Annotated in this window: 17 protein-coding genes; 7 read left to right on the top strand and 10 right to left on the bottom strand. The window is 65.6% G+C overall.

Annotated features, from left to right (window positions below; translation table 11 throughout):
- Positions 1-27 precede the first annotated feature (27 nt).
- Positions 28-333 carry a hypothetical protein gene (locus WHT83_RS05570; protein ID WP_108605834.1) on the top strand — a complete coding sequence of 102 codons (306 nt, stop codon included), beginning with the start codon at positions 28-30 and terminating at the stop codon, positions 331-333.
- A 6-nt stretch (positions 334-339) separates the two neighbouring features.
- Here WHT83_RS05570 and WHT83_RS05565 read toward each other — a convergent pair whose 3' ends face one another.
- From WHT83_RS05565 to WHT83_RS05555, 3 genes are all read right to left on the bottom strand, one after another.
- Positions 340-1,179 carry an aldo/keto reductase gene (locus WHT83_RS05565; RefSeq protein ID WP_406873218.1) on the bottom strand — a complete coding sequence of 280 codons (840 nt, stop codon included), beginning with the start codon at positions 1,177-1,179 and terminating at the stop codon, positions 340-342.
- Between the two features lie 81 nt (positions 1,180-1,260).
- The gene (locus WHT83_RS05560) at positions 1,261-1,653 is read right to left on the bottom strand and encodes a DUF305 domain-containing protein (RefSeq protein WP_406873217.1); all 393 of its coding nucleotides are present in this window, start codon (positions 1,651-1,653) and stop codon (positions 1,261-1,263) included.
- 28 nt (positions 1,654-1,681) lie between these two features.
- Positions 1,682-4,177, bottom strand: coding sequence for a heavy metal translocating P-type ATPase (locus WHT83_RS05555; RefSeq protein ID WP_406873216.1), 2,496 nt, complete (start codon positions 4,175-4,177; stop codon positions 1,682-1,684).
- 303 nt (positions 4,178-4,480) lie between these two features.
- Here WHT83_RS05555 and WHT83_RS05550 point away from each other — a divergent pair, with 303 nt between their 5' ends.
- From WHT83_RS05550 to WHT83_RS05530, 5 genes are all read left to right on the top strand, one after another.
- A complete protein-coding gene (locus WHT83_RS05550; RefSeq protein ID WP_406873215.1) occupies positions 4,481-7,276 on the top strand; it encodes a [protein-PII] uridylyltransferase in 2,796 nt (931 codons plus the stop codon).
- Between the two features lie 46 nt (positions 7,277-7,322).
- On the top strand, positions 7,323-8,921 hold the full coding sequence (gene murJ, locus WHT83_RS05545) for a murein biosynthesis integral membrane protein MurJ (protein ID WP_318762911.1): 1,599 nt from the start codon (positions 7,323-7,325) through the stop codon (positions 8,919-8,921).
- A gap of 142 nt (positions 8,922-9,063) precedes the next feature.
- Positions 9,064-10,134, top strand: coding sequence for a tryptophan--tRNA ligase (gene trpS / locus WHT83_RS05540; protein ID WP_406873214.1), 1,071 nt, complete (start codon positions 9,064-9,066; stop codon positions 10,132-10,134).
- Between the two features lie 81 nt (positions 10,135-10,215).
- Entirely contained in the window at positions 10,216-10,707 is a 492-nt protein-coding gene (locus WHT83_RS05535) for a universal stress protein (RefSeq protein ID WP_108605841.1), read from the top strand.
- 121 nt (positions 10,708-10,828) lie between these two features.
- Positions 10,829-11,404, top strand: a complete 576-nt coding sequence (locus WHT83_RS05530; RefSeq protein WP_108605842.1) for a NifU family protein — start codon at positions 10,829-10,831, stop codon at positions 11,402-11,404.
- 232 nt (positions 11,405-11,636) lie between these two features.
- Here WHT83_RS05530 and WHT83_RS05525 read toward each other — a convergent pair whose 3' ends face one another.
- Complete coding sequence (locus WHT83_RS05525) at positions 11,637-12,257, bottom strand: L,D-transpeptidase (RefSeq protein WP_108605843.1); 621 nt, start codon at positions 12,255-12,257, stop codon at positions 11,637-11,639.
- Between the two features lie 296 nt (positions 12,258-12,553).
- Here WHT83_RS05525 and WHT83_RS05520 point away from each other — a divergent pair, with 296 nt between their 5' ends.
- Positions 12,554-13,054, top strand: a complete 501-nt coding sequence (locus tag WHT83_RS05520) for an MmcB family DNA repair protein (RefSeq protein WP_406873213.1) — start codon at positions 12,554-12,556, stop codon at positions 13,052-13,054.
- Positions 13,055-13,137: 83 nt separating this feature from the next.
- Here WHT83_RS05520 and WHT83_RS05515 read toward each other — a convergent pair whose 3' ends face one another.
- The 6 genes from WHT83_RS05515 to WHT83_RS05490 all read right to left on the bottom strand — a co-directional run bounded on the left by WHT83_RS05515 (position 13,138) and on the right by WHT83_RS05490 (position 19,359).
- Positions 13,138-13,698, bottom strand: a complete 561-nt coding sequence (locus tag WHT83_RS05515) for an ActR/PrrA/RegA family redox response regulator transcription factor (protein WP_108605845.1) — start codon at positions 13,696-13,698, stop codon at positions 13,138-13,140.
- A 113-nt stretch (positions 13,699-13,811) separates the two neighbouring features.
- Positions 13,812-15,137, bottom strand: coding sequence for an ActS/PrrB/RegB family redox-sensitive histidine kinase (locus WHT83_RS05510; RefSeq protein ID WP_406873212.1), 1,326 nt, complete (start codon positions 15,135-15,137; stop codon positions 13,812-13,814).
- A gap of 104 nt (positions 15,138-15,241) precedes the next feature.
- Complete coding sequence (hrpB, locus tag WHT83_RS05505) at positions 15,242-17,701, bottom strand: ATP-dependent helicase HrpB (RefSeq protein ID WP_406873211.1); 2,460 nt, start codon at positions 17,699-17,701, stop codon at positions 15,242-15,244.
- A gap of 264 nt (positions 17,702-17,965) precedes the next feature.
- Positions 17,966-18,610 (bottom strand): outer membrane protein, encoded by a 645-nt coding sequence (locus WHT83_RS05500; RefSeq protein WP_406873210.1) that lies wholly within the window; start codon positions 18,608-18,610, stop codon positions 17,966-17,968.
- Between the two features lie 179 nt (positions 18,611-18,789).
- Positions 18,790-18,999 carry a hypothetical protein gene (locus tag WHT83_RS05495; protein ID WP_406874057.1) on the bottom strand — a complete coding sequence of 70 codons (210 nt, stop codon included), beginning with the start codon at positions 18,997-18,999 and terminating at the stop codon, positions 18,790-18,792.
- A gap of 150 nt (positions 19,000-19,149) precedes the next feature.
- The gene (locus WHT83_RS05490; protein WP_245439586.1) at positions 19,150-19,359 is read right to left on the bottom strand and encodes a hypothetical protein; all 210 of its coding nucleotides are present in this window, start codon (positions 19,357-19,359) and stop codon (positions 19,150-19,152) included.
- Positions 19,360-19,434 lie beyond the last annotated feature (75 nt).

Below are 19,434 nucleotides of genomic sequence, written 5' to 3'. Positions count from 1 at the left end.
GCACAGCGCCACTAAGGGGACATGCAGATGAACAAGCCACTCGCCACTGCCGTATTTCTTGCTGCCGCTTCGGCCATGGCCACAGTAGCCAGCGCCAACATACCGCTGGTCAACGCCACCTGCCCCGGCAACATCGAGGTGCATGCCGACGAAGGCGGGCCGATCTACATCAACGGCACGGAAGCCAAACTGAAGAAGTTCAACGACAACTACTTCGAGGCCACCGGCCACGGGGTGACGATCTCTCTGAGCATCAATCCCGACGGGTCGCCAAGCGTTTCCTACACCGGCAAGGGCGGCGCCAACGGCATATGCACGGTCAAGGCGGGCTGATCGGGATCAGATCATCTCCAGCGGTCGTTTGCGCGCGGGCGGCGGGAAGAGCTTGTCCAGCTCGGCAAGATCCTGCGGGGTGAGACGAATGTCACGCGCGGCGGCGTTCTGCCTGACATGTTCGAGCCGGGTGGCCTTAGGGATGGCGATGACGCCGGGCCGGGCCATGACCCAGGCGAGCGCTATCTGCGCTGCGGTTGCGTCGTGGCGGGCAGCGATGGCCTGAAGCCCCGCATCGTCGGCCAGAGCGCCCTGCTCGACCGGTGAATAGGCCATGATCGGCACACCATGGTCGCGGCACCAGGGTGCTAGGTCGAATTCGATGCCGCGCCGGCCGAGATTGTAGAGCACCTGATTGGCCTGGGCGTTCTTGCCTGCCGGCAGGCGCTCCATCTCTTCCATGTCGTCGGCGTCGAAATTCGAGACGCCCCAGTGGCGGATCTTGCCCGAGCGGCGCAACTCCTCGAACACGGCAATGGTTTCCGCCAAGGGCACGCCACCACGCCAGTGCAGCAGATAGAGGTCGATGCGATCGGTGCGCATGCGCTTGAGGCTCGCCTCGCAAGCCCTGACGACGCCGTTGCGGGAAGCATTGGACGGCAGCACCTTGGAGACGAGGAAGACCTCGTCGCGGCGGTCGGCGATGGCTTCGCCGACCACCTTTTCGGCGCCGCCGTTGCCATACATCTCGGCGGTGTCGATCAAGGTGACGCCGAGATCGAGCCCGAGCCGCAGCGCTGCCACCTCGTCGGCGACACGGCTGCGATCCTCGCCCATCATCCAGGTGCCCTGGCCGAGCACCGGCATGGCTTCGCCGGAAGGCAACGTCGCGGTTGTGGATGGCATGGCGGTCTCCTCAGCGGTTTCCGCCAGCTTACAGCGCCATTTGCCGTTGGCTACCGCAATGACGCTGCGGCAGTTTTCCCCTTACTTGGCCGGATTGGCGGCGAGCCAGGCTTCCATCTGCTTGATTTCGGCCTCCTGGGCGGCGACGACCTCTTCGGCGAGCTTGCGCATTTCGGGGATCTTGCCGTGCTCAAGCACGACCTTGGCCATGTCGATGGCAGCCTGGTGATGCGGGATCATGCCGCGAGCGAAGTCAACGTCGGCGTCGCCGGAATATTCGAGCGCCGACATGGCCTGGTGCATCTTGTCCATCGCCGCCTTGTAGGCCTGCGCCGAGGCGCTGTCGGTGGCGGGAGCGGTCATGCCCATGGCGTGACCGCCGTGATCGGTCTGCGCCGAGGCGGTTTCGAGCACGACGGCAACGAGCATGCCCGCGGCCATCAGGGCCAGCACGATCTTTTTCATCAGGTTCATCCGGAAGGTCCTTTTTCGTGGCCGGGGTTCAAAGCTTGATGGCCCTGAGCCGCAGCGCATTGGCAATGACCGACACCGACGACAGGCTCATCGCGGCGGCGGCAATCATCGGCGACAGGAGCGTGCCGAGGACCGGATATAGGACGCCCGCAGCCACCGGAACACCCAGGACGTTGTAGATGAAGGCGAAGAACAGGTTCTCCTTGATGTTGCGGATGGTGCCCTGGGCGAGCTTGCGGGCGCGGACGATGCCGCCGAGGTCGCCCTTGACCAGGGTGATGCCGGCACTTTCCATGGCGACGTCGGCGCCGGTGCCCATGGCGATGCCGACATCGGCGGCGGCAAGGGCGGGCGCGTCGTTGACGCCGTCGCCAGCCATGGCGACGCCCTGCCCCTTGGCGCGCAACTCGTCGACCAGCGCCTTCTTGCTCTCGGGCAGCATGTCGGCACGGACCTCGTCGATGCCCAGCTTCTGGGCGACCGCCTTGGCGGTGCGCTCGTTGTCGCCGGTCGCCATGATAATGCGCAGGCCCAGATCATGCAGGGTGCGGATCGCTTCGGCGGCCGAGGCCTTGATCGGATCGGCGACGGCGACGATGCCCGCCGCCTTGCCGTCGACGGCGACGAACATCGCCGTCTTGCCCTCGCCGCGCAGGGCGTCGGCGCGCGCCGCAAGTTCTGCCGTGTCGAGACCGAGATCGGCCATCATCGCGGCATTGCCGAGCGCGACCTTGCGGCCGGAGACGGTCCCGGTGACACCCTTGCCGGTGACGGAGTCGAAGTCCTGGGCGTCGGGCACGGTGACGCCACGCTTGACCGCACCCTCGACGATGGCTTCGGCGAGCGGGTGCTCGGAGCCCTTTTCAAGGCCGGCGGCAAGCGACAGCAACTCGTCGTCGGCAATGCCCTCGGCAGCAACCACGTCGGTCAACTGCGGCCGGCCTTCGGTCAGCGTGCCGGTCTTGTCGACGATGAGCGTGCTCACCTTGGAGAAGCGTTCCAGCGCCTCGGCGTCCTTGATGAGCACGCCTGCCTGGGCGCCGCGGCCGGTGGCCGTCATGACCGACATCGGCGTGGCAAGGCCAAGCGCACAGGGACAGGCGATGATGAGCACCGAGACGGCCGAGACGAAGGCGAAGACCATGCTGGGCTCGGGCCCGAAGATTGCCCAGACGACGAAGGCAACGATGGCGATCAGCACCACCGTGGGCACGAAATAGAAAGAGACGCGGTCGGCGAGGCCCTGAATGGGCGCGCGGCTGCGCTGGGCCTTGGCGACCATGTCGACGATCTGCGACAGCACCGTCTCGCTGCCGACCTTGTCGGCGCGCATGATCAGCGAGCCGTTCTTGTTGAGCGTGCCGCCAGTCACCCTTTCGCCCTCGACCTTTTCGACCGGGACCGGCTCGCCCGTGATCATCGATTCGTCGACCGACGAACGGCCTTCAAGCACGATGCCGTCCACCGGAACGGCATCGCCCGGCCGGATGCGCAGACGGTCGCCGCTGACCACCTCGTCAAGCGGCACTTCGCTTTCCGAGCCGTCCTCGGCGATGCGGCGAGCGGTCTTGGGCGCAAGGTCGAGCAAAGCACGGATGGCCGAGCCGGTGCGCTCGCGGGCCCTGAGCTCCAGCACCTGGCCGAGGAAGACGAGTGCGACGATGACTGCGGCCGCTTCGAAATAGACCGGCACCGCGCCGCCATGGCCGCGGAACTGATGCGGGAACAGGTCGGGGAACAGCGTGGCGACGACCGAATAGAGATAGGCCGCGCCGACGCCAAGCGTGATCAGCGTCCACATGTTGGGGCTGCGGTTGCGGAACGAATCCAAGCCACGATGGAAGAAGGGCAGTGCCGCCCAGAGCACGACGGGCGTTGCCAGTATGAGCTCGAGCCAGGCGGCCAACGGCTCGCCGATCCAGTCGCGCACCGGCAGGCCGACCATCGGCCCCATGGCGATGACCAGGAGCGGGATGGAAAGGACCGCGCTGACCCAGAAGCGGCGGGTGAAATCGACCAGTTCAGGGTTAGGGCCGTCGTCGGCGCTCGGCATCATCGGCTCGAGCGCCATACCGCAGATCGGGCATGAGCCGGGCTTGTCCCGGATGATCTCGGGGTGCATCGGGCAGGTGTATTGCGTGTCCTTGGGCATCGGCTCCGCCGCGGGCTTGCCGGAGAGGTACTTTGCCGGCTCGGCGGTGAACTTGCCTTCGCAGGTGGACGAGCAGAAATAGTAGCCTGATCCCTCGTGCTTGACGAAGTTCCTGGCGGTGTCGCGGGCGACGTCCATGCCGCAGACGGGGTCCTTGGCACTGACATACTTGTCGGGCGCCGCCTGGAACTTGTTGCGGCAGGAATCGCTGCAGAAATGGTAGCGGTGGCCGCCATGCTCGAGCGTCGGCTTGCCGGCGGCCGGATCGACGGTCATGCCACAGACCGGATCGCGCACCACGGTTTCGCCTTCGGCCGGGGCCTTGCTCTTGGCCGCATGATCGTGGCCGCGATGGTCGTGCTTGTCGTTCATCTGTACTGGTTCCGCATTCCTCGTGGCAGAGATCCTAAAGGTTCCAGCACGGGGAAGGTCAACACCCCGCCGGGGATAGTCTTCGAAGTACTTCCCGCCTAGCGGCAGCACCGGTGCAATCGTTCCCTCGCCCTCGTGGGGCGGGCACAGGACCGGCCACGCCTCAGGCAGGGATGTGCTGCTGCTCCTGGTCGACGCCCCGGCGAACCTATATCAGCGTGAACTGCAACAGCGCCCGGCCATACCCATGGCGGAAAAATCGCGCTATAGACGCGGCCTCAAGGGCGAGGCCAGCCGAGGCACATGACAGACATTCCGCTCAACCTGGAGCTTCTGATCGACGCGGACGCCTTGCGCCGCGACCTGAGCGCGCTGACCGGCGAGGACGGCAACGGGGCAGACCCGGGAATCAGGGCAACGGCGCTGGCGATGTTCAAGGAGCGCGTCGCCGCCGGCAAGAAGATCGCCGAGGACATGCTGATGGAGGACGAGGGCGGCACCGCCTGCGCCATCCGCATCTCGCACCTGATGGACGAGGTGATCCGCGTCCTCTACGACTTCGCCGTCACCCACGTCTACCGCGCCAAGAACCCGTCGCGGGCCGAGCGCATGGCGGTGGTCGCCGTCGGCGGCTATGGCCGCGGCACCCTCGCCCCGGGCTCCGACATCGACCTGTTGTTCCTGCTGCCCTACAAGCAGACACCGTGGGGCGAGCAGATCGTCGAGTACATGCTCTACATGCTGTGGGACATGGGGCTGAAAGTCGGCCACGCCACCCGCAACATCGACGAGTGCCTGAGGCTTTCGCGCAGCGACATCACCATCCGCACGGCGATCCTGGAAGCCCGCTTCGTGTGGGGCGAACGCAAGCTCTGCGACGAGCTGATCGAGCGCTTCGACAAGGAGCTGGTGAAGGACACCGGGCCCGAATACGTGCAGGCAAAGCTTGCCGAGCGCGACACCCGCCATGCCAAATCGGGCGAGAGCCGCTATCTGGTGGAACCGAACATCAAGGACGGCAAGGGCGGGCTGCGCGACCTGCACACGCTGTTTTGGATCGCCAAATATTATTACCGCGTGCGCACCGGCGCCGAACTGATCAACAAGGGCGTGTTCACGCAAGGGGAATACGGCCAGTTCGTCGAGGCGGAGGATTTCCTCTGGGCGGTGCGCTGCCACATGCATTTCCTGACCGGCAAGCCGGAAGAGCGGCTGCATTTCGACATCCAGCGCGAGATCGCCGAGCGGCTGGGCTATACCGTGCAGCCAGGGCTATCGGCCGTCGAGCGCTTCATGAAGGACTACTTCCTGGTGGCCAAGGAAGTGGGCGACCTGACCCGCATCTTCTGTGCGGCGCTGGAAGAGGAGCAGGCCAAGGACGCGCCCGGTTTCCACGGACTGCTGCAGGGATTCTCGCGGCGCCGGCGCAAGCTCGCCGGCACCAGCGACTTCATCATCGACAACCAGCGCATCAACGTCGCCGACGACCAGGTGTTCCGGCGCGACCCGGTCAACATGCTGCGCTTCTTCTGGTTCGCCGACCGGCACGGGCTGGAGCTGCATCCCAACGCGCTGAAGCTGCTGACCCGCTCGCTGGGGCTGGTGGACAAGGGGCTGCGCCGCAACGAGGAGGCCAACCGCTACTTCCTCGATATCCTGACCTCGGACCGCAATCCCGAGCTCAACCTCAGGCGCATGAACGAGGCAGGACTGCTCGGGCGGCTGATCCCCGACTTCGGCAGAATCGTCGCGATGATGCAGTTCTCGATGTATCACCACTATACGGTCGACGAGCACCTGTTGCGCTGCATCGGCGTGCTGTCCGAGATCGAGCATGGCGACGGCGAGAAGATCCACCCGCTGTCGCACACGCTGATCCCCGGCCTCAAGAAACAGCGCGAGGCGCTGTATGTGGCGGTGCTGCTGCACGACATCGCCAAGGGCCGGCCCGAAGACCATTCGGAGGCCGGCGGCAAGATCGCCCGCCGCATCGGCCCGCATATGGGGCTGTCGCCCGCCGACACCGAGACGGTGGCCTGGCTGGTGGAAAACCATCTCGTCATGTCGATGACGGCGCAGACACGCGACCTCAACGACCGCAAGACCATCGACGACTTCGCCGACGTGGTGCAGTCGGTGGAGCGGCTGAAGCTGCTGCTGATCCTGACCGTGTGCGACATCCGCGGCGTCGGTCCCGGCGTGTGGAACGGCTGGAAGGGCCAGCTGCTGCGCACGCTGTACTTCGAAACGGAGCTTTTGCTGACCGGCGGCTTTTCCGAGCTGTCGCGGGCCGAGCGCACGGCAGCCGCCCGCGAGACGCTGGCCGCCGCACTTGCCGACTGGCCGGAGAAGGCGCGCAAGAAATACGCCAAGCTGCATTACGAGAACTACCTGCTGACCGTCGATCTCGACGACCAGAAGCGCCATGCCGAGTTCATTCGCGGCGCCGACGCGGCCGGCAAGCAGCTGTCGACGATGGTGCGGACGCACGAGTTCGAGGCCGTCACTGAAATCACCATCCTGGCGCAGGACCACCCGCGCCTGCTGTCGGTGATTGCCGGCGCCTGTGCCGCCGCTGGCGGCAACATCGTCGATGCGCAGATCTTCACCACCTCCGACGGACGGGCGCTGGACATCATCCTGATCAGCCGCGAATTCGACCGCGACGAGGACGAACGCCGCCGCGCCGAGCGCGTCGGCCAGCTGATCGAGGACGTGCTTTCGGGCCGGTCCTGGCTGCCGGAGATGATCGCCAAGCGGGCCAAGCCCAAGCGCGGCCAGAAGACATTCCGCATCCAGCCGCGCGCCGAGATCCGCAACACGCTTTCGAACCGCTTCTCGGTGGTCGAAGTGGTAGGCCTCGACCGCCCCGGCTTCCTGTCGGAGATCACAGGCGCGCTGTCGGACCTGTCGCTCGACATCGCCTCGGCGCATATCACCACCTTCGGCGAAAAGGTGATCGACACCTTCTACGTCACCGATCTGACGGGCCAGAAGATCGACAACCCGACACGGCTCGAAAACATCCGCGCCCGCCTGATCGCCACGCTCGAAGGGCCGAACGCTGATCGCGCCAAGGCCAAAGCGGCGGCGGAATGAGCGCAGCCATTATCCCGCCCAAATCCGCAAGGCATCGTCGCGCCCCATGTCACTGATCAAGAAATTCGCGACGGTCGCCTCGGGCACGCTGATGAGCCGGGCGCTGGGCTTTGCCCGCGAGATGCTGATGGCGGCAGCACTCGGCACCGGCCCGGTGGCCGATGCCTTCTATGCCGCGTTCCAGTTTCCCAACACGTTCCGCCGGCTGTTTGCCGAAGGCGCATTCAACGCCGCCTTCGTGCCGCTGTTTGCCAAGGAAATCGAAGCCAACGGCGTCGAGGGTGCGAAGCGGTTTTCGGAAGAAGTGTTCGGCGTGCTGTTCACCGCGCTGCTGGCGCTGACCATCGCCATGGAACTGGCGATGCCGCTGATCGTGCGCTTCGTCGTGGCGCCCGGCTTCGCCGACAACCCGGAGAAGTTCGACCTGACGGTGGCGCTGGCCACCATCATGTTCCCTTATCTCATCTGCATGTCGCTGGCGGCGATGATGAGCGGCATGCTGAACTCGCTCAGACGCTACTTCGCTGCGGCCGTCGCCCCGGTGTTCCTCAACATCATCCTGGTCGGCGTGCTTGCCAACGCCTGGTATCGCGGTCATGACGGGCTGACGGTGGGCTATGCGTTGGCCTGGGGCGTGCTGGCGGCGGGCCTGGTGCAACTTGGCATCGTCTGGATCGCGGTGCGCCACGCCGGCATCGCCATAGGCTTTCGCAGGCCGAAGCTGACGCCCAACGTCAAGCGCCTATTGTGGCTTGCCTTGCCGGCGGCGATCACCGGCGGCATCACCCAGATCAACACGCTGATCGGCACAGCGATCGCCTCCGGACAGGACAGTGCGGTGTCGTCGCTCAACCTTGCCGACCGGGTCTACCAGCTGCCGCTCGGCGTGGTCGGCGTGGCTGTTGCCATCGTTCTCCTGCCGGAGCTGTCGCGGGCGCTGAAGTCGGGCAACCTGATCGAGGCCGCCAACCTGCAGAACCGCTCGGTCGAGTTCACGCTGTTCCTGACCTTGCCGGCAGCGGCGGCATTGCTGGTCATCTCGGAGCCGATCGTGCGCGTGCTCTACGAGCGCGGCGCGTTTGCCGCGACCAACAGCACGCCGGTGGTGTCGGCGATCTTGGCGATCTTCGGCCTCGGCCTGCCGGCCTTCGTGCTGATCAAGGCGTTTACGCCCGGCTTCTTCGCCCGCGAGGACACGCGGACGCCGATGTATTTCGCCGCCATTTCGGTGGCGATCAACATCTCGGTGGCGCTGACGCTGTTTCCGTCCTGGGGTGCACCCGGCATTGCTGCGGCCGCTGCCGCGGCAGGCTGGGCCAATGCGGCGATGCTGCTGGGGACCCTGATCTGGCGCGGCCACTGGGATCGAGATGCTGCACTGCTGAAGCGCATCCCCCGTCTCGTCATTGCCTCGGCGATCATGGCGGCCGGACTGTGGTTCGCCGCCGGCGAAGCCGAGCAATGGCTTGGCTCCGCGGCGCCCTTCTACACGCAGGCGGCGGCGCTCGCCGTGCTGGTGGCGGGTGCGATGGTCGTCTATTTCGGCGTCGCCTTCGGCATCGGCGGAGCGGATATCGGCATGATCAGGCGCAACATCCGGCGCAATCGCACCAACGCAGCCCCTGCCGCCATCGACCCCGAATGACCGCGACAAGGACGCTGTACTACAGCGCGGCGACAATAGTGCCAGACCAGTCGAGACTTGATCGACGCTTTCGGCTCGTTCATAAGCGCCACTCGAATTTCGCCGCGCGCGAAACGGCCCTCCACAAGCCACGGGATCAATCATGACCGCCGCCTTCAAACCGCTCATCTTCTCCGGCGTCCAGCCGACCGGCAATCTCCATCTCGGCAACTACCTCGGCGCCATCCGCAAGTTCGTCGCCCTGCAGGAAACCAACGAGTGCATCTATTGCGTCGTCGACCTGCATTCGCTGACGGCCCAGCTCGTCCATGACGACCTCGAGGGCCAGACGCGCTCGATCACAGCCGCATTCCTGGCTTCGGGCATCGATCCCAAGAAGCATATCGTCTTCAACCAGGCGCGGGTGCTGCAACATGCAGAGCTTGCCTGGATCTTCAATTGCGTGGCGCGCATCGGCTGGATGAACCGGATGACGCAGTTCAAGGACAAGGCCGGCAAGGACCGCGAGAACGCCTCGCTGGGCCTGCTCGCCTATCCGAGCCTGATGGCCGCCGACATCCTCGTCTACCGCGCCACCCACGTGCCGGTCGGCGACGACCAGAAGCAGCATCTGGAGCTGACGCGCGACATCGCCCAGAAGTTCAACAACGATTTCTCCAGCCGCATCGCCGACCTTGGCATCGGCGTCGAGATGCAGGTGGGCGAAGAGACGGTGAACGGCTATTTCCCGATCACCGAGCCGATCATCGGCGGGCCGGCCGCGCGCATCATGAGCCTGCGCGACGGTTCGAAGAAGATGTCAAAGTCGGACCCTTCCGACCTGTCGCGCATCAACCTGACCGACGATGCCGACACCATCTCGAAGAAGATCCGCAAGGCCAAGACCGATCCGGCACCGCTGCCGAGCGAGCTCGAAGGCCTCAAGGAACGCCCCGAGGCGGAAAACCTCGTCGGCATCTATGCCGGCCTTGCCGACATTTCCAAGGAAGAAGTGCTGCGCCAGTTTTCCGGCCAGCAGTTCTCGGTGTTCAAGCCGGCGCTTGCCGACCTCGCCGTCGAGAAGCTGGCACCGATCGCCGACGAGATGCGCCGCCTGATGGCCGATCCCGGCCATATCGACGCCGTGCTGCGTGACGGCGGCGACCGCGCCCGCGTCATCGCCGAAAAGACGATGAAGGACGTTCGCAACATCATCGGCCTGCTGGGCGACTGAATACGACATCGTCGCCGGCTGCTTGCGGGCGGCCGGCGCCGGTGGCAGATTGCCAACCGAAACCTCGCATCAGGGTAGCACATGGTCTCCAAACGCCTCAGCAAGGAAGCCGGCCACCGGCGCAAGTTCCTGGCGATCATCGACGATACGCCGGAATGCGAGCGCGCAGTCGCCTATGCCTCCAAGCGGGCACGGAGCACGAACGGCGTCCTGGTGCTGCTTTATGTCATCGAGCCCGACGACTTCCAGCACTGGCTGGGAGTCGAGAAGATCATGCGCGAGGAGGCGACCGCAGCAGCCAATGCCGCCCTCGATTCGCAGGCCGGGCGGGTCCGCGAGACGCTTGGGATCGAGCCCGAACTGGTGGTGCGCGAGGGCCGGCCGGCCGACGAGATCCACAAGCTGATTGAAGACGACCAGGATATCGCTATCCTGGTGCTGGCAGCAGGCGCCGGCAAGGAAGGCCCCGGGCCGCTCGTCGCCTCGATCGCCGGCAAGGGTGCCGCCTTCCCGATCCCGGTGACGGTGGTGCCGCAGAACCTGTCCGACGAGGACATCGACAGCCTGGCCTAATAGGTCGGGCGCAACATATTGGCGCGGAGGCGCGCCAGCGGCTTGAATGTCGGCCGTCTTGAGCCTAATTAGAACTATTCCAAACTGACACTCCCGCGCGCGCGGGCACGGAGACACGTCCATGTTCATCCAGACCGAAGCGACCCCCAATCCGGCGACGCTGAAGTTCCTGCCGGGCAAGGAAGTGCTGCTCGAAGGCACCGCCGATTTCCGCGATGCCGACAGCGCGCGTGCGGCTTCGCCGCTTGCCGGCCGGCTGTTCGACATTCCGGGCGTGACCGGCGTGTTCTTCGGCTACGATTTCATCACCGTCAGCAAGGACGGCCCCGACTGGCAGCACCTGAAGCCGGCGATCCTCGGCTCGATCATGGAACACTTCATGTCGGGCGCTCCCGTGATGGCCGGCCAGGCCGCAGGCGGCGGCGGCCATCATGACGACCAGAACGAATTCTTCGACCAGGCTGACGCCGAGATCGTGGTGACGATCAAGGAGCTGCTCGACACGCGCGTGCGCCCGGCGGTGGCCCAGGACGGCGGCGACATCACCTTCCGCGGCTACGAGAACGGCACCGTGTTCCTGCACATGAAGGGCGCCTGCGCCGGCTGCCCGTCTTCGACGGCAACGCTGAAGCACGGCATCCAGAACCTGCTTCGCCACTTCGTGCCTGAGGTCCAGCAGGTCGAACAGATCTCCTGAGGATCTTCGCGAACTCTACTCCGACGGCCATCTGACGCGGCTTTCTGCGCTTCCGGTGCTCACGGACCTGAACGTCCGCTGCGCTCCTGTTCTCGAAATCCACGCCATATGCCTCGCCGGAGCGAGTTCTCGAAAGACCCTCGCCGTCCACAAGTGACAGCTCAAACAAAAAACCGGGCCAAAGCGCCCGGTTTTTCGTTTGCGACGTCCGTGTTGCCTGGACGGTTCGCAGTTATTGGACGATGACCTTGGCGCCGACTTCGACGCGGTTGTAGAGGTCGATGATGTCCTGGTTCATCAGGCGGATGCAGCCCGAGGACATGGCCTTGCCGATGGAGTTCCATTCCGGCGTGCCATGGAGGCGGTAGCCGGAATCGCCACCCTTGTTGAAGAGGTAGAGCGCCCGGGCGCCGAGCGCGTTCTTCGGACCGCCGGGCATGCCGCCCGACCACTTGGCGAGCTCGGGCTGGCGCTTGATCATTGCGGGCGGCGGCGTCCACACCGGCCATTCGCGCTTCACCGCGATGCGGGCGGTGCCCTGCCACTCGAAACCCTCGCGGCCGACGCCGATGCCGTAGCGCATCGCCTTGCCATCGGGCTGGACGAGGTAGAGGAACTTCTGGCCGGTATCGACGACGACGGTGCCGGGCTTCTCATTGGTTTCGTAGCGCACGATCTGGCGATGGAACTGGCGCGGAACCTTGCTGATCGGGATGGTCGGCAGCTGGTAACCGGCGTCGACGCGGCCACCATAGTCGTTGGAGAACATGCGCGAGACGCCGTCGGTCGAACAGCCCGCGAGTGCGGTGGTCAGCGCCAGGGCGGCGACAATGGCAAGAGACTTCAATCGCATGTGGGGTTCCCAAGCAAGAGCGGTGTCCGGGCCGATTCGGCCTCATTTTTGCCACCATTCTTACCGGTCGGGCATTTTGCTTGCCAAGAGGCGGAGGCCAGCAAAGCCGCGCTCTCGTTAACGTAACGTCCGGGTTATGGCATTTCGGCAACACGCATCGCGGGAAAAGCCAACAGATTCAACGATAGGGGGCAATGGCGGATTTTGCGTTCGCGCAGAGCCGGATGGCGGAAAACTGTCTGGAATAATCCAACAGACGGGTTCAAAACGTGAACAAATGATGCAATGATTGGTCCATGCCGATCATTTCACCTGTCGCCTCCAACCCTCTCGTCGATGGCCGCCAGTCCGAGCGCGCCATGCTGGTGCGCCGCGGCGTACAGCGCCTGCTGATGCAGATGGGCGCGCATGTGCTGCCCGAACTGTCGCTGGCGACCGGGCGACGCGCCGACCTTGTGGCGCTGACGCGCCAGGGCGACATCTGGATCATCGAGATCAAGTCGTCGATCGAGGACTTCCGTGTCGACCGCAAATGGCCGGAATACCGGCTGCATTCGGACCGCTTCTTCTTCGCCACCCATCCGGAGGTGCCGGCGGAGATTTTCCCCGAGGAGTGCGGCTTCATCCTCTCCGACGGCTATGGCGCCGAGATCATGCGCGAGGCCCCGGAGCACCGGATCGCGGCAGCGACACGCAAAGCCCTGATGCTGCGCATCGCCCGCGCCGGCGCAGCCCGGCTGCTGGCAGCGGAACTCGCCGGGGTTTCGGTGCCGGCGCTGGAGGGGGAGAGCGAATAGGGAATAGCAGAACGAGAAACGGCGCCCGAAGATCAAGCGCCGCCCACTATTCACTATTCGCTATTCGCTACTCACTATTCGCTTTATCTCGGCGCCCGCTTGGCCAGGATGCGCTGAAGGGTGCGGCGGTGCATGTTGAGCCGGCGTGCGGTTTCGGACACGTTGCGTTCGCACATCTCGTAGACGCGCTGGATGTGCTCCCAGCGGACGCGGTCGGCCGACATCGGATTTTCCGGCGGGGCTGCACGCTCGCCAGAGGCGTTGGTCAGTGCGGCATAGACGTCGTCGGCGTCGGCAGGCTTGGAGAGGTAGTCGATGGCACCGAGCTTCACGGCGGTGACGGCGGTGGCGATGTTGCCGTAGCCGGTGAGGATGACAGTGCGGGTGTCTTCACGCCGCTCGCGGATGGCCGAGACGACATCAAGGCCGTTGCCGTCGCCGAGGCGCATGTCGACCACGGCATAGGCCGGTGGATTGGCGCGGACCTTGGCGACCGCTTCCTCGACGCTTTCGGCTGTATCGACGGTAAAGCCGCGGCTTTCCATGGCGCGGGCCAGGCGTGTCAGGAAGGGCTTGTCGTCATCGACGAGCAGCAGTGAATGGTCTTCGCCCGGCAATGCGGCCGCAATGTCCTGGGTGGTCATCGCCTTTGATCCTTTTTGTCGTTGATCCCAGTCGTTCTTATCGTTTTTCAAGCAGATATAGGTGCAAAGCCGCGATGTCCAATGCCGGGGCGGTGAACACCCCGTTCAAGACCTCATGCGGTGTCGAACATCGTCGTGCCGGCAGGGGCGGGATTGAGGAAGATGGCGCGCGGCCAGGAGATCTCGACAACCGCCCCCTCTCCCGGTCCGTTCGAATTGCTGAAACTGATGTCGGCGCCGGAACGCTCGAGCAGGGTCTTGGCGATGAACAGGCCGAGGCCGAGACCGCCGCCCGGCTCGGCGCCCTGGCGGGTCGACATGTAGGGCTCGCCGATGCGATCGATGATGTCGGCAGGAAAACCCGGGCCGTCGTCGAGGATGCTGAAGGCGACGACGTCGCTGTCCCAGCGCCAGCGCACGGTGACGCGGCTGCGGGCGAAGTCGACGGCGTTTTCGACGAGATTGCCGAGACCGTAGATGACACCGGGGTTGCGGTGACCGACCGGCTCGGGCCCGATGCGCTCACCGGGATCGAGCTTGATGGAGATGCCGAAGTCGCGATGCGGGGCGATGACCTCCTCGACCAGCGACGTCAGCGGCAGGCGGGCGAGATGCTCCTCGCCCTCGGAGGACAGACTGGTGAGGCGCTTGAGGATCTCGCGGCAGCGCTCGCTCTGGCTGCGAAGCAAGGTGACGTCCTCGCCATATTTCGGATCGTTGCCGAGCGCGCGCTCCATCTCCTTGGCGACCAGCGTGATGGTGGCGAGCGGCGTGCCAAGCTCATGGGCGGCGGCGGCGGCGAGGCCGTCGAGCGCCGACAGATGCTGCTCGCGCTGCAGCACCAGTTCGGTGGCGGCGAGCGCGTTGGCGAGCAGGCGAGCCTCGTCGGCGACGCGGAAGGCATACATGGCGGTGAAGGCAATCGAGCAGCACACCGCGATCCAGATGCCCGATGTGTAGATGAACGGCATCGCCAGCACGATGCCTTCATACCAGGGCAACGGCAGGTGGAAAAAGGCAAGCAGGCTGACCATGATGATGACCAGCACCGCCAGCATGGCGGTCAGCCGCAGCGGCAGCGACGTCGCCGAGATGACGACGGGCACCGTCATCAACAGCGAGAACGGGTTGGTGAGGCCGCCGGTGATGAACAGCAGGCCGGCGAGTTGCAGGCTGTCGAAGGTGAGGATTGCGAAGGCGGCGAAAGGATTGAGGCGCTGGGTGGCCGGATAGCGGAAGGCGAGGAACAGGTTGAGCCAGGCGGAGCTGGCGATGAGCGCGAAACACAGGCTGACCGGCAGGGGGAACTCCAGCCAGTAGGCGACCACCACGACGGTAAAGCTCTGGCCGACGATCGCCAGCCAGCGCAGGCGGATAAGCGTGTTGAGCCGCAGCCGGTGGCTGTGCTGGAGGTCGGGGGTGCGGGTCAGCGAGTTCATGCCAGCTATATGCGCTGCAAGGCGCGCCCGCGCCAAGTGCCCGTGCACGGTCTTTTCTGAAAACCAGTATCAGCGGCTCCGCAAACCTTCGGTTCGGGTCGGCATCACGTGCCGCGCGGCTTGGCGCGGGCGGTGGCCTGTGCCTCCAGCGGGTTGTCCGGCCAGACATGCCGGGGGTAGCGGCCGCGCATGTCGGAGCGGACATCGGCCCAGGAGCCGCGCCAGAAGCCTGGCAGATCGCGCGTCGTCTGGATCGGGCGATGGGCCGGCGACAACAGTTCCAGGGTGAGCGGCACGGTGCCCCCAGCGATCGAGGGATGCTTGTCCATGCCGAACAGCTCCTGCACGCGGACGGCCAGCACCGGCCATTCGCCATCGTAGCGGATCGGCACATGGCTGCCGGACGGTACTGTGAAATGCGTCGGGGCAAGCGCGGCGATCTTGCGCTGCAGGTCGTGCGGGACGAGCGACATCAGGCCATCGTGCAGAACGCCCGCGCCGATGCGGGCAAAGGACGCCTCGCCGCGCAGGAAGGGCAGCAGCCAATCCTCGAGGCGGTCGAGCAAGGCTTCGTCCGCCATGTCGGGCCAGGGATCGCCGAGGCCGCGATGCAGCCAGGTGAGGCGCTGGCGCAGCGTCTCGACCTCCTTGCCCCAGTCGAGCAGGTCGAGGCCGTGGGCGCGGAGCGCTTCCAGGATGGCAAGGTCGGCCTCTTCGCCCCGGGGCGCCGGCAGCATGCGCTCGGACAGGGTGACCGCGCCCAGGCGGACCGTTTCGCGGACGCGGACGGCGCGTTTTTCCCTGTCGAAGGCGGCCTGGGTTTTCCGCTCCAGATGCGAGGCAAGGACGGTGCGGATGTCGGCTTCGGAGACCGCGGCGGCGGACGAGATGCGGGCGTTCTGCGCCTTGCCCTGGAGATCGGCGACGACGAGATACTGTTCGCCGGCGAGCGGATCGGCAGCATCGACGGCAGCACCGCTGCCATTGGCGAGCACGAAACGACCGCGTTCGCCACGCGCCTTGGCGACACGGTCAGGCCAGGCGAGCAGAAGAAGCGCGCCGGGGGTGGGTGCACCTGACGGCTGCGCACCGTTGCCAGCCTGCCGGGCCAGACGCTCGGCCAGTTGCCGGGCAGCGTTGGCGCGGGGCGAGCGCTCGTTGCGGAAACGCTGCAGCCGGCGTTCGAGGTCGGCACTGTCGCCGCCGAGGCCGCGCTCGGTCATCAGCACGGCGAGCTGCGCGGCCTCCGGCCCGGCACCCTGGCGCGCGGCTTCGGCGACCATGTGGGCGAGGCGGACGGGCAGCGCGAGCCTGCGCATCGCCTGGCCTGAAGCAGTCAGGCGGCCGTCGGTGTCGATGGCGTCGAGTTCGGCCAGAAGCGCCCTCGCCTCGGCCAGCGCCGGTGCCGGTGGAGCGTCGAGGAAAGAAAGCGTGGTCGGATCGGCGACGCCAAAGGCAGCGCAATCGAGCAGGAAACCGGACAGGTCGGCCTCCAGGATTTCGGGCGGCGAAAATGCCGGAAGTGCCGCCGTCTGTTCGGCGCGCCAGAGGCGGATGGCGATGCCCGGGCTGGTGCGGCCGGCGCGGCCGGCGCGCTGGTCGGCGGCTGCACGCGAGGCGCGCACGGTCTCCAGCCGCGTAAGCCCGCTCGCCGGCTCGTATCTGGGCAGGCGCGACAGGCCGGAATCGATAACGACGCGGACGCCGTCGATGGTGATCGAGGTCTCGGCAATGGCGGTGGCGAGCACCACCTTGCGGCGACCGGCAGGCGCCGGCCTGATTGCCGCGTCCTGGGCCTTGCCGTCGAGCATGCCGTAGAGCGGCACGACGTCGACATCGGCGCTAACGCGGCCTTCAAGACGTTCGGTGGTGCGCTCGATCTCGCGCTGGCCGGGCAGGAACGCGAGCACACTGCCCGGCTCATCGGCAAGGGCGCCACGGATCGCCTTGGCCATCGCGTCCTCGATGGCTGTGCCTGCCGGGCGCTCGTCATAGCGGATCTCGACCGGAAAGCTGCGGCCCTGGCTCTCGATCATCGGGGCGCCATCCAGCAACTTCGCCACCCGCGCACCGTCGAGTGTAGCAGACATGACGATGAGCCGGAGGTCCGGGCGCAACGCGCCCTGCACGTCGAGCGCCAGCGCCAAGCCGAAATCGCCGTCGAGCGAGCGCTCGTGGAACTCGTCGAACAGCACGGCCGCGACACCGGGCAGTTCGGGATCGTCGAGGATCATGCGGGCAAGCACACCCTCGGTGACGACCAGGATCCTGGTCTTCGGTCCGACCTTGTTTTCCATGCGCATGGCATAGCCGACGATCCCGCCCGGCTCCTCGCCGAGCAACGAAGCCATGCGGCGGGCGGCGGCGCGGGCGGCGAGCCGGCGCGGTTCGAGCAGGATGATCGTGCCGTCGCCGCGCCACGGCGCTTCAAGCAGCGCCAGCGGCACCAGCGTGGTCTTGCCGGCGCCGGGCGGGGCGACAAGCACGGCGCTATTGCCGGACGCCAGGGCCTCGGCAAGTTGCGGCAGGACCGCCGTCACCGGCAGGTCGGGAAGCTTGGTCATCAGTATTCGTTCCGGGCCATCTGCGCCGCGCAGGCGGCCAGGCCGCAATATCAGCGCAAGCCGGCATCAGGCAACAACGGCATCCCGGCCAATTTCAGCGTGCAGGCCGCGCGGGGATGAGCTGGCATCAGGCCAGTTGCACCAGCCGAAGCCAGCGGGCATCTACAGCGCCGCGCGTCCTCTTGGACGCGCAAAGGACGCTGTAGCACTTGAATTGGTGCATGATCCTTTCCGAAAATCGATTCCGATTTTCGGGGTCATGCACTAGAACCTGACGTTCAGGCCGATGGTGCCTGTCGTGAAATCGGCATCGACGGCGTGACCCATCACATTGAGCACCTGCGGAAAGGTTTGCTTCTCAAGGACGAAATGTCGGACTTCGAAGCTGATCGAGGCCTTTTCCGCGAACGCATATTCCGCGCCACCGCCGACGGCATAACCGGAGTGCGTGCGGCGGGGATAAGAGACGTCAAGGGACGCGAACGAGTCGTAGTCGTGCTGGATGCCGACCAGCGCCCCGCCGGCGGTGCCGTAGACCAGTGCACGGCCGAACGCCAGGCCGAACTGGGCGTTGGCTGTTGCCAGCCAGTCCACGTTGAACCGGGCGTGATTGAAGCTGCCCACTATGCCCTTGACGTTGCCCAGGGCTCCGTCCACCGACACACCCATGACCGCCGCGCCGTACTGGTAGCGATAGCCGACTTTCAGGCCGGCAAGGCCGCCATCGATAGCTCCCATGTCGGGAACGCCAACGGGAACGTTGGCATAAGTCGCATCGCCATTGGCGCCACCAGCAAAGGCGCCGACATAGGCGCCAGACCAGTCGACAGCGGCCTGCCTTGCGTCCTGCGCAAAAGCCGACCCGGCAGCCACGACCATGGAAGCCGAGGCAACGGCAAGACGTTTCATGGTTCCCCCTCAGACGACAGCAAGTCGAATCTGTCTGGTTGGACTGGATACAGCCGCGATCTTAGGTGTCAACAAGTAGTACAGCTCAGATTGTACCTGCAGCAATTGAATGGAGCTTCCTGTCACATTCGGTCGCCAAGGCAGTGCTCATCGCGACCCTTTCTTTGCCGGAATGAAGCTTAACGTGATGAATCCTTGACGGTGACAGAGGGGTCCGTGGCAGAATTTTGCGCGTCCCTCGTCTGCGCAGCGTCGAGAAGCGCCAGGGGCACCAGCGTGGTCTTGCCGGCGCCGGGCGGGGCGACCAGCACGGCGCTGCTGCCCGCCGACAGGGCTTCGGCAAGTTGCGGCAGGACCGCCGTCACCGGCAGGTCAGGAAGCTTGGTCATCAGTATTCGTTCCGGGCCATCCGCCGCGTGGGCGGCCCGGCCGCAATATCAGCGGAAGCGGGGATCAGGCAATGTCGCGTGCGAGGCCCGCTGGCTCGTCTCGCGGCCTGCGCACCTGGGTGCGGGCTGCTTTCAGCTGCGATCCCGGGCTCAGGCCGCGCTCTTTCCACGGCGTTCCCTGGTCTTTTCCGCCGTGTTTTTCTGATCGATGTCGCTCAGCAGAGCGCAGGCGATCGACGCCTCGGACTTGGTCAGGCCGATGAGCGGAGCAAAGCCGAGCATGGCGGGCTCCTCGGTCATGGTGTCCCAGACGGTCCAGAGATCGGATGGGTCCAGGACCAGTTCGTAACGCTTGTCCATCATGCGCCTCCTCGCGAATCATGAATGATCGGGCATGAACCGGTGTGACTGGCGCTGGTGAAGGAAAGATAAGTA

The sequence above is a fragment of the Aminobacter sp. P9b genome, from assembly GCF_045345995.1.
Lineage (GTDB): Bacteria > Pseudomonadota > Alphaproteobacteria > Rhizobiales > Rhizobiaceae > Aminobacter > Aminobacter niigataensis.
Note: the sequence above shows the minus strand (reverse complement) of the source record. Positions and strands in the feature narration are given on the sequence as shown.

Bases quoted from the DNA above. Each gene is read 5' to 3' on its own strand.
- WHT83_RS05565 (WP_406873218.1), bottom strand. From the start codon at position 1,179: ATGCCATCCACAACCGCGACGTTGCCTTCCGGCGAAGCCATGCCGGTG.
- WHT83_RS05515 (WP_108605845.1), bottom strand. From the start codon at position 13,698: ATGACCACCCAGGACATTGCGGCCGCATTGCCGGGCGAAGACCATTCA.
- WHT83_RS05550 (WP_406873215.1), top strand. From the start codon at position 4,481: ATGACAGACATTCCGCTCAACCTGGAGCTTCTGATCGACGCGGACGCC.
- WHT83_RS05530 (WP_108605842.1), top strand. From the start codon at position 10,829: ATGTTCATCCAGACCGAAGCGACCCCCAATCCGGCGACGCTGAAGTTC.
- WHT83_RS05495 (WP_406874057.1), bottom strand. From the start codon at position 18,999: ATGACCAAGCTTCCTGACCTGCCGGTGACGGCGGTCCTGCCGCAACTT.
- WHT83_RS05525 (WP_108605843.1), bottom strand. From the start codon at position 12,257: ATGCGATTGAAGTCTCTTGCCATTGTCGCCGCCCTGGCGCTGACCACC.
- murJ (WP_318762911.1), top strand. From the start codon at position 7,323: ATGTCACTGATCAAGAAATTCGCGACGGTCGCCTCGGGCACGCTGATG.
- WHT83_RS05535 (WP_108605841.1), top strand. From the start codon at position 10,216: ATGGTCTCCAAACGCCTCAGCAAGGAAGCCGGCCACCGGCGCAAGTTC.
- WHT83_RS05520 (WP_406873213.1), top strand. From the start codon at position 12,554: ATGCCGATCATTTCACCTGTCGCCTCCAACCCTCTCGTCGATGGCCGC.
- WHT83_RS05560 (WP_406873217.1), bottom strand. From the start codon at position 1,653: ATGAACCTGATGAAAAAGATCGTGCTGGCCCTGATGGCCGCGGGCATG.
- WHT83_RS05570 (WP_108605834.1), top strand. From the start codon at position 28: ATGAACAAGCCACTCGCCACTGCCGTATTTCTTGCTGCCGCTTCGGCC.
- WHT83_RS05555 (WP_406873216.1), bottom strand. From the start codon at position 4,177: ATGAACGACAAGCACGACCATCGCGGCCACGATCATGCGGCCAAGAGC.
- WHT83_RS05510 (WP_406873212.1), bottom strand. From the start codon at position 15,137: ATGAACTCGCTGACCCGCACCCCCGACCTCCAGCACAGCCACCGGCTG.
- hrpB (WP_406873211.1), bottom strand. From the start codon at position 17,701: ATGACCAAGCTTCCCGACCTGCCGGTGACGGCGGTCCTGCCGCAACTT.
- WHT83_RS05490 (WP_245439586.1), bottom strand. From the start codon at position 19,359: ATGGACAAGCGTTACGAACTGGTCCTGGACCCATCCGATCTCTGGACC.
- WHT83_RS05500 (WP_406873210.1), bottom strand. From the start codon at position 18,610: ATGAAACGTCTTGCCGTTGCCTCGGCTTCCATGGTCGTGGCTGCCGGG.
- trpS (WP_406873214.1), top strand. From the start codon at position 9,064: ATGACCGCCGCCTTCAAACCGCTCATCTTCTCCGGCGTCCAGCCGACC.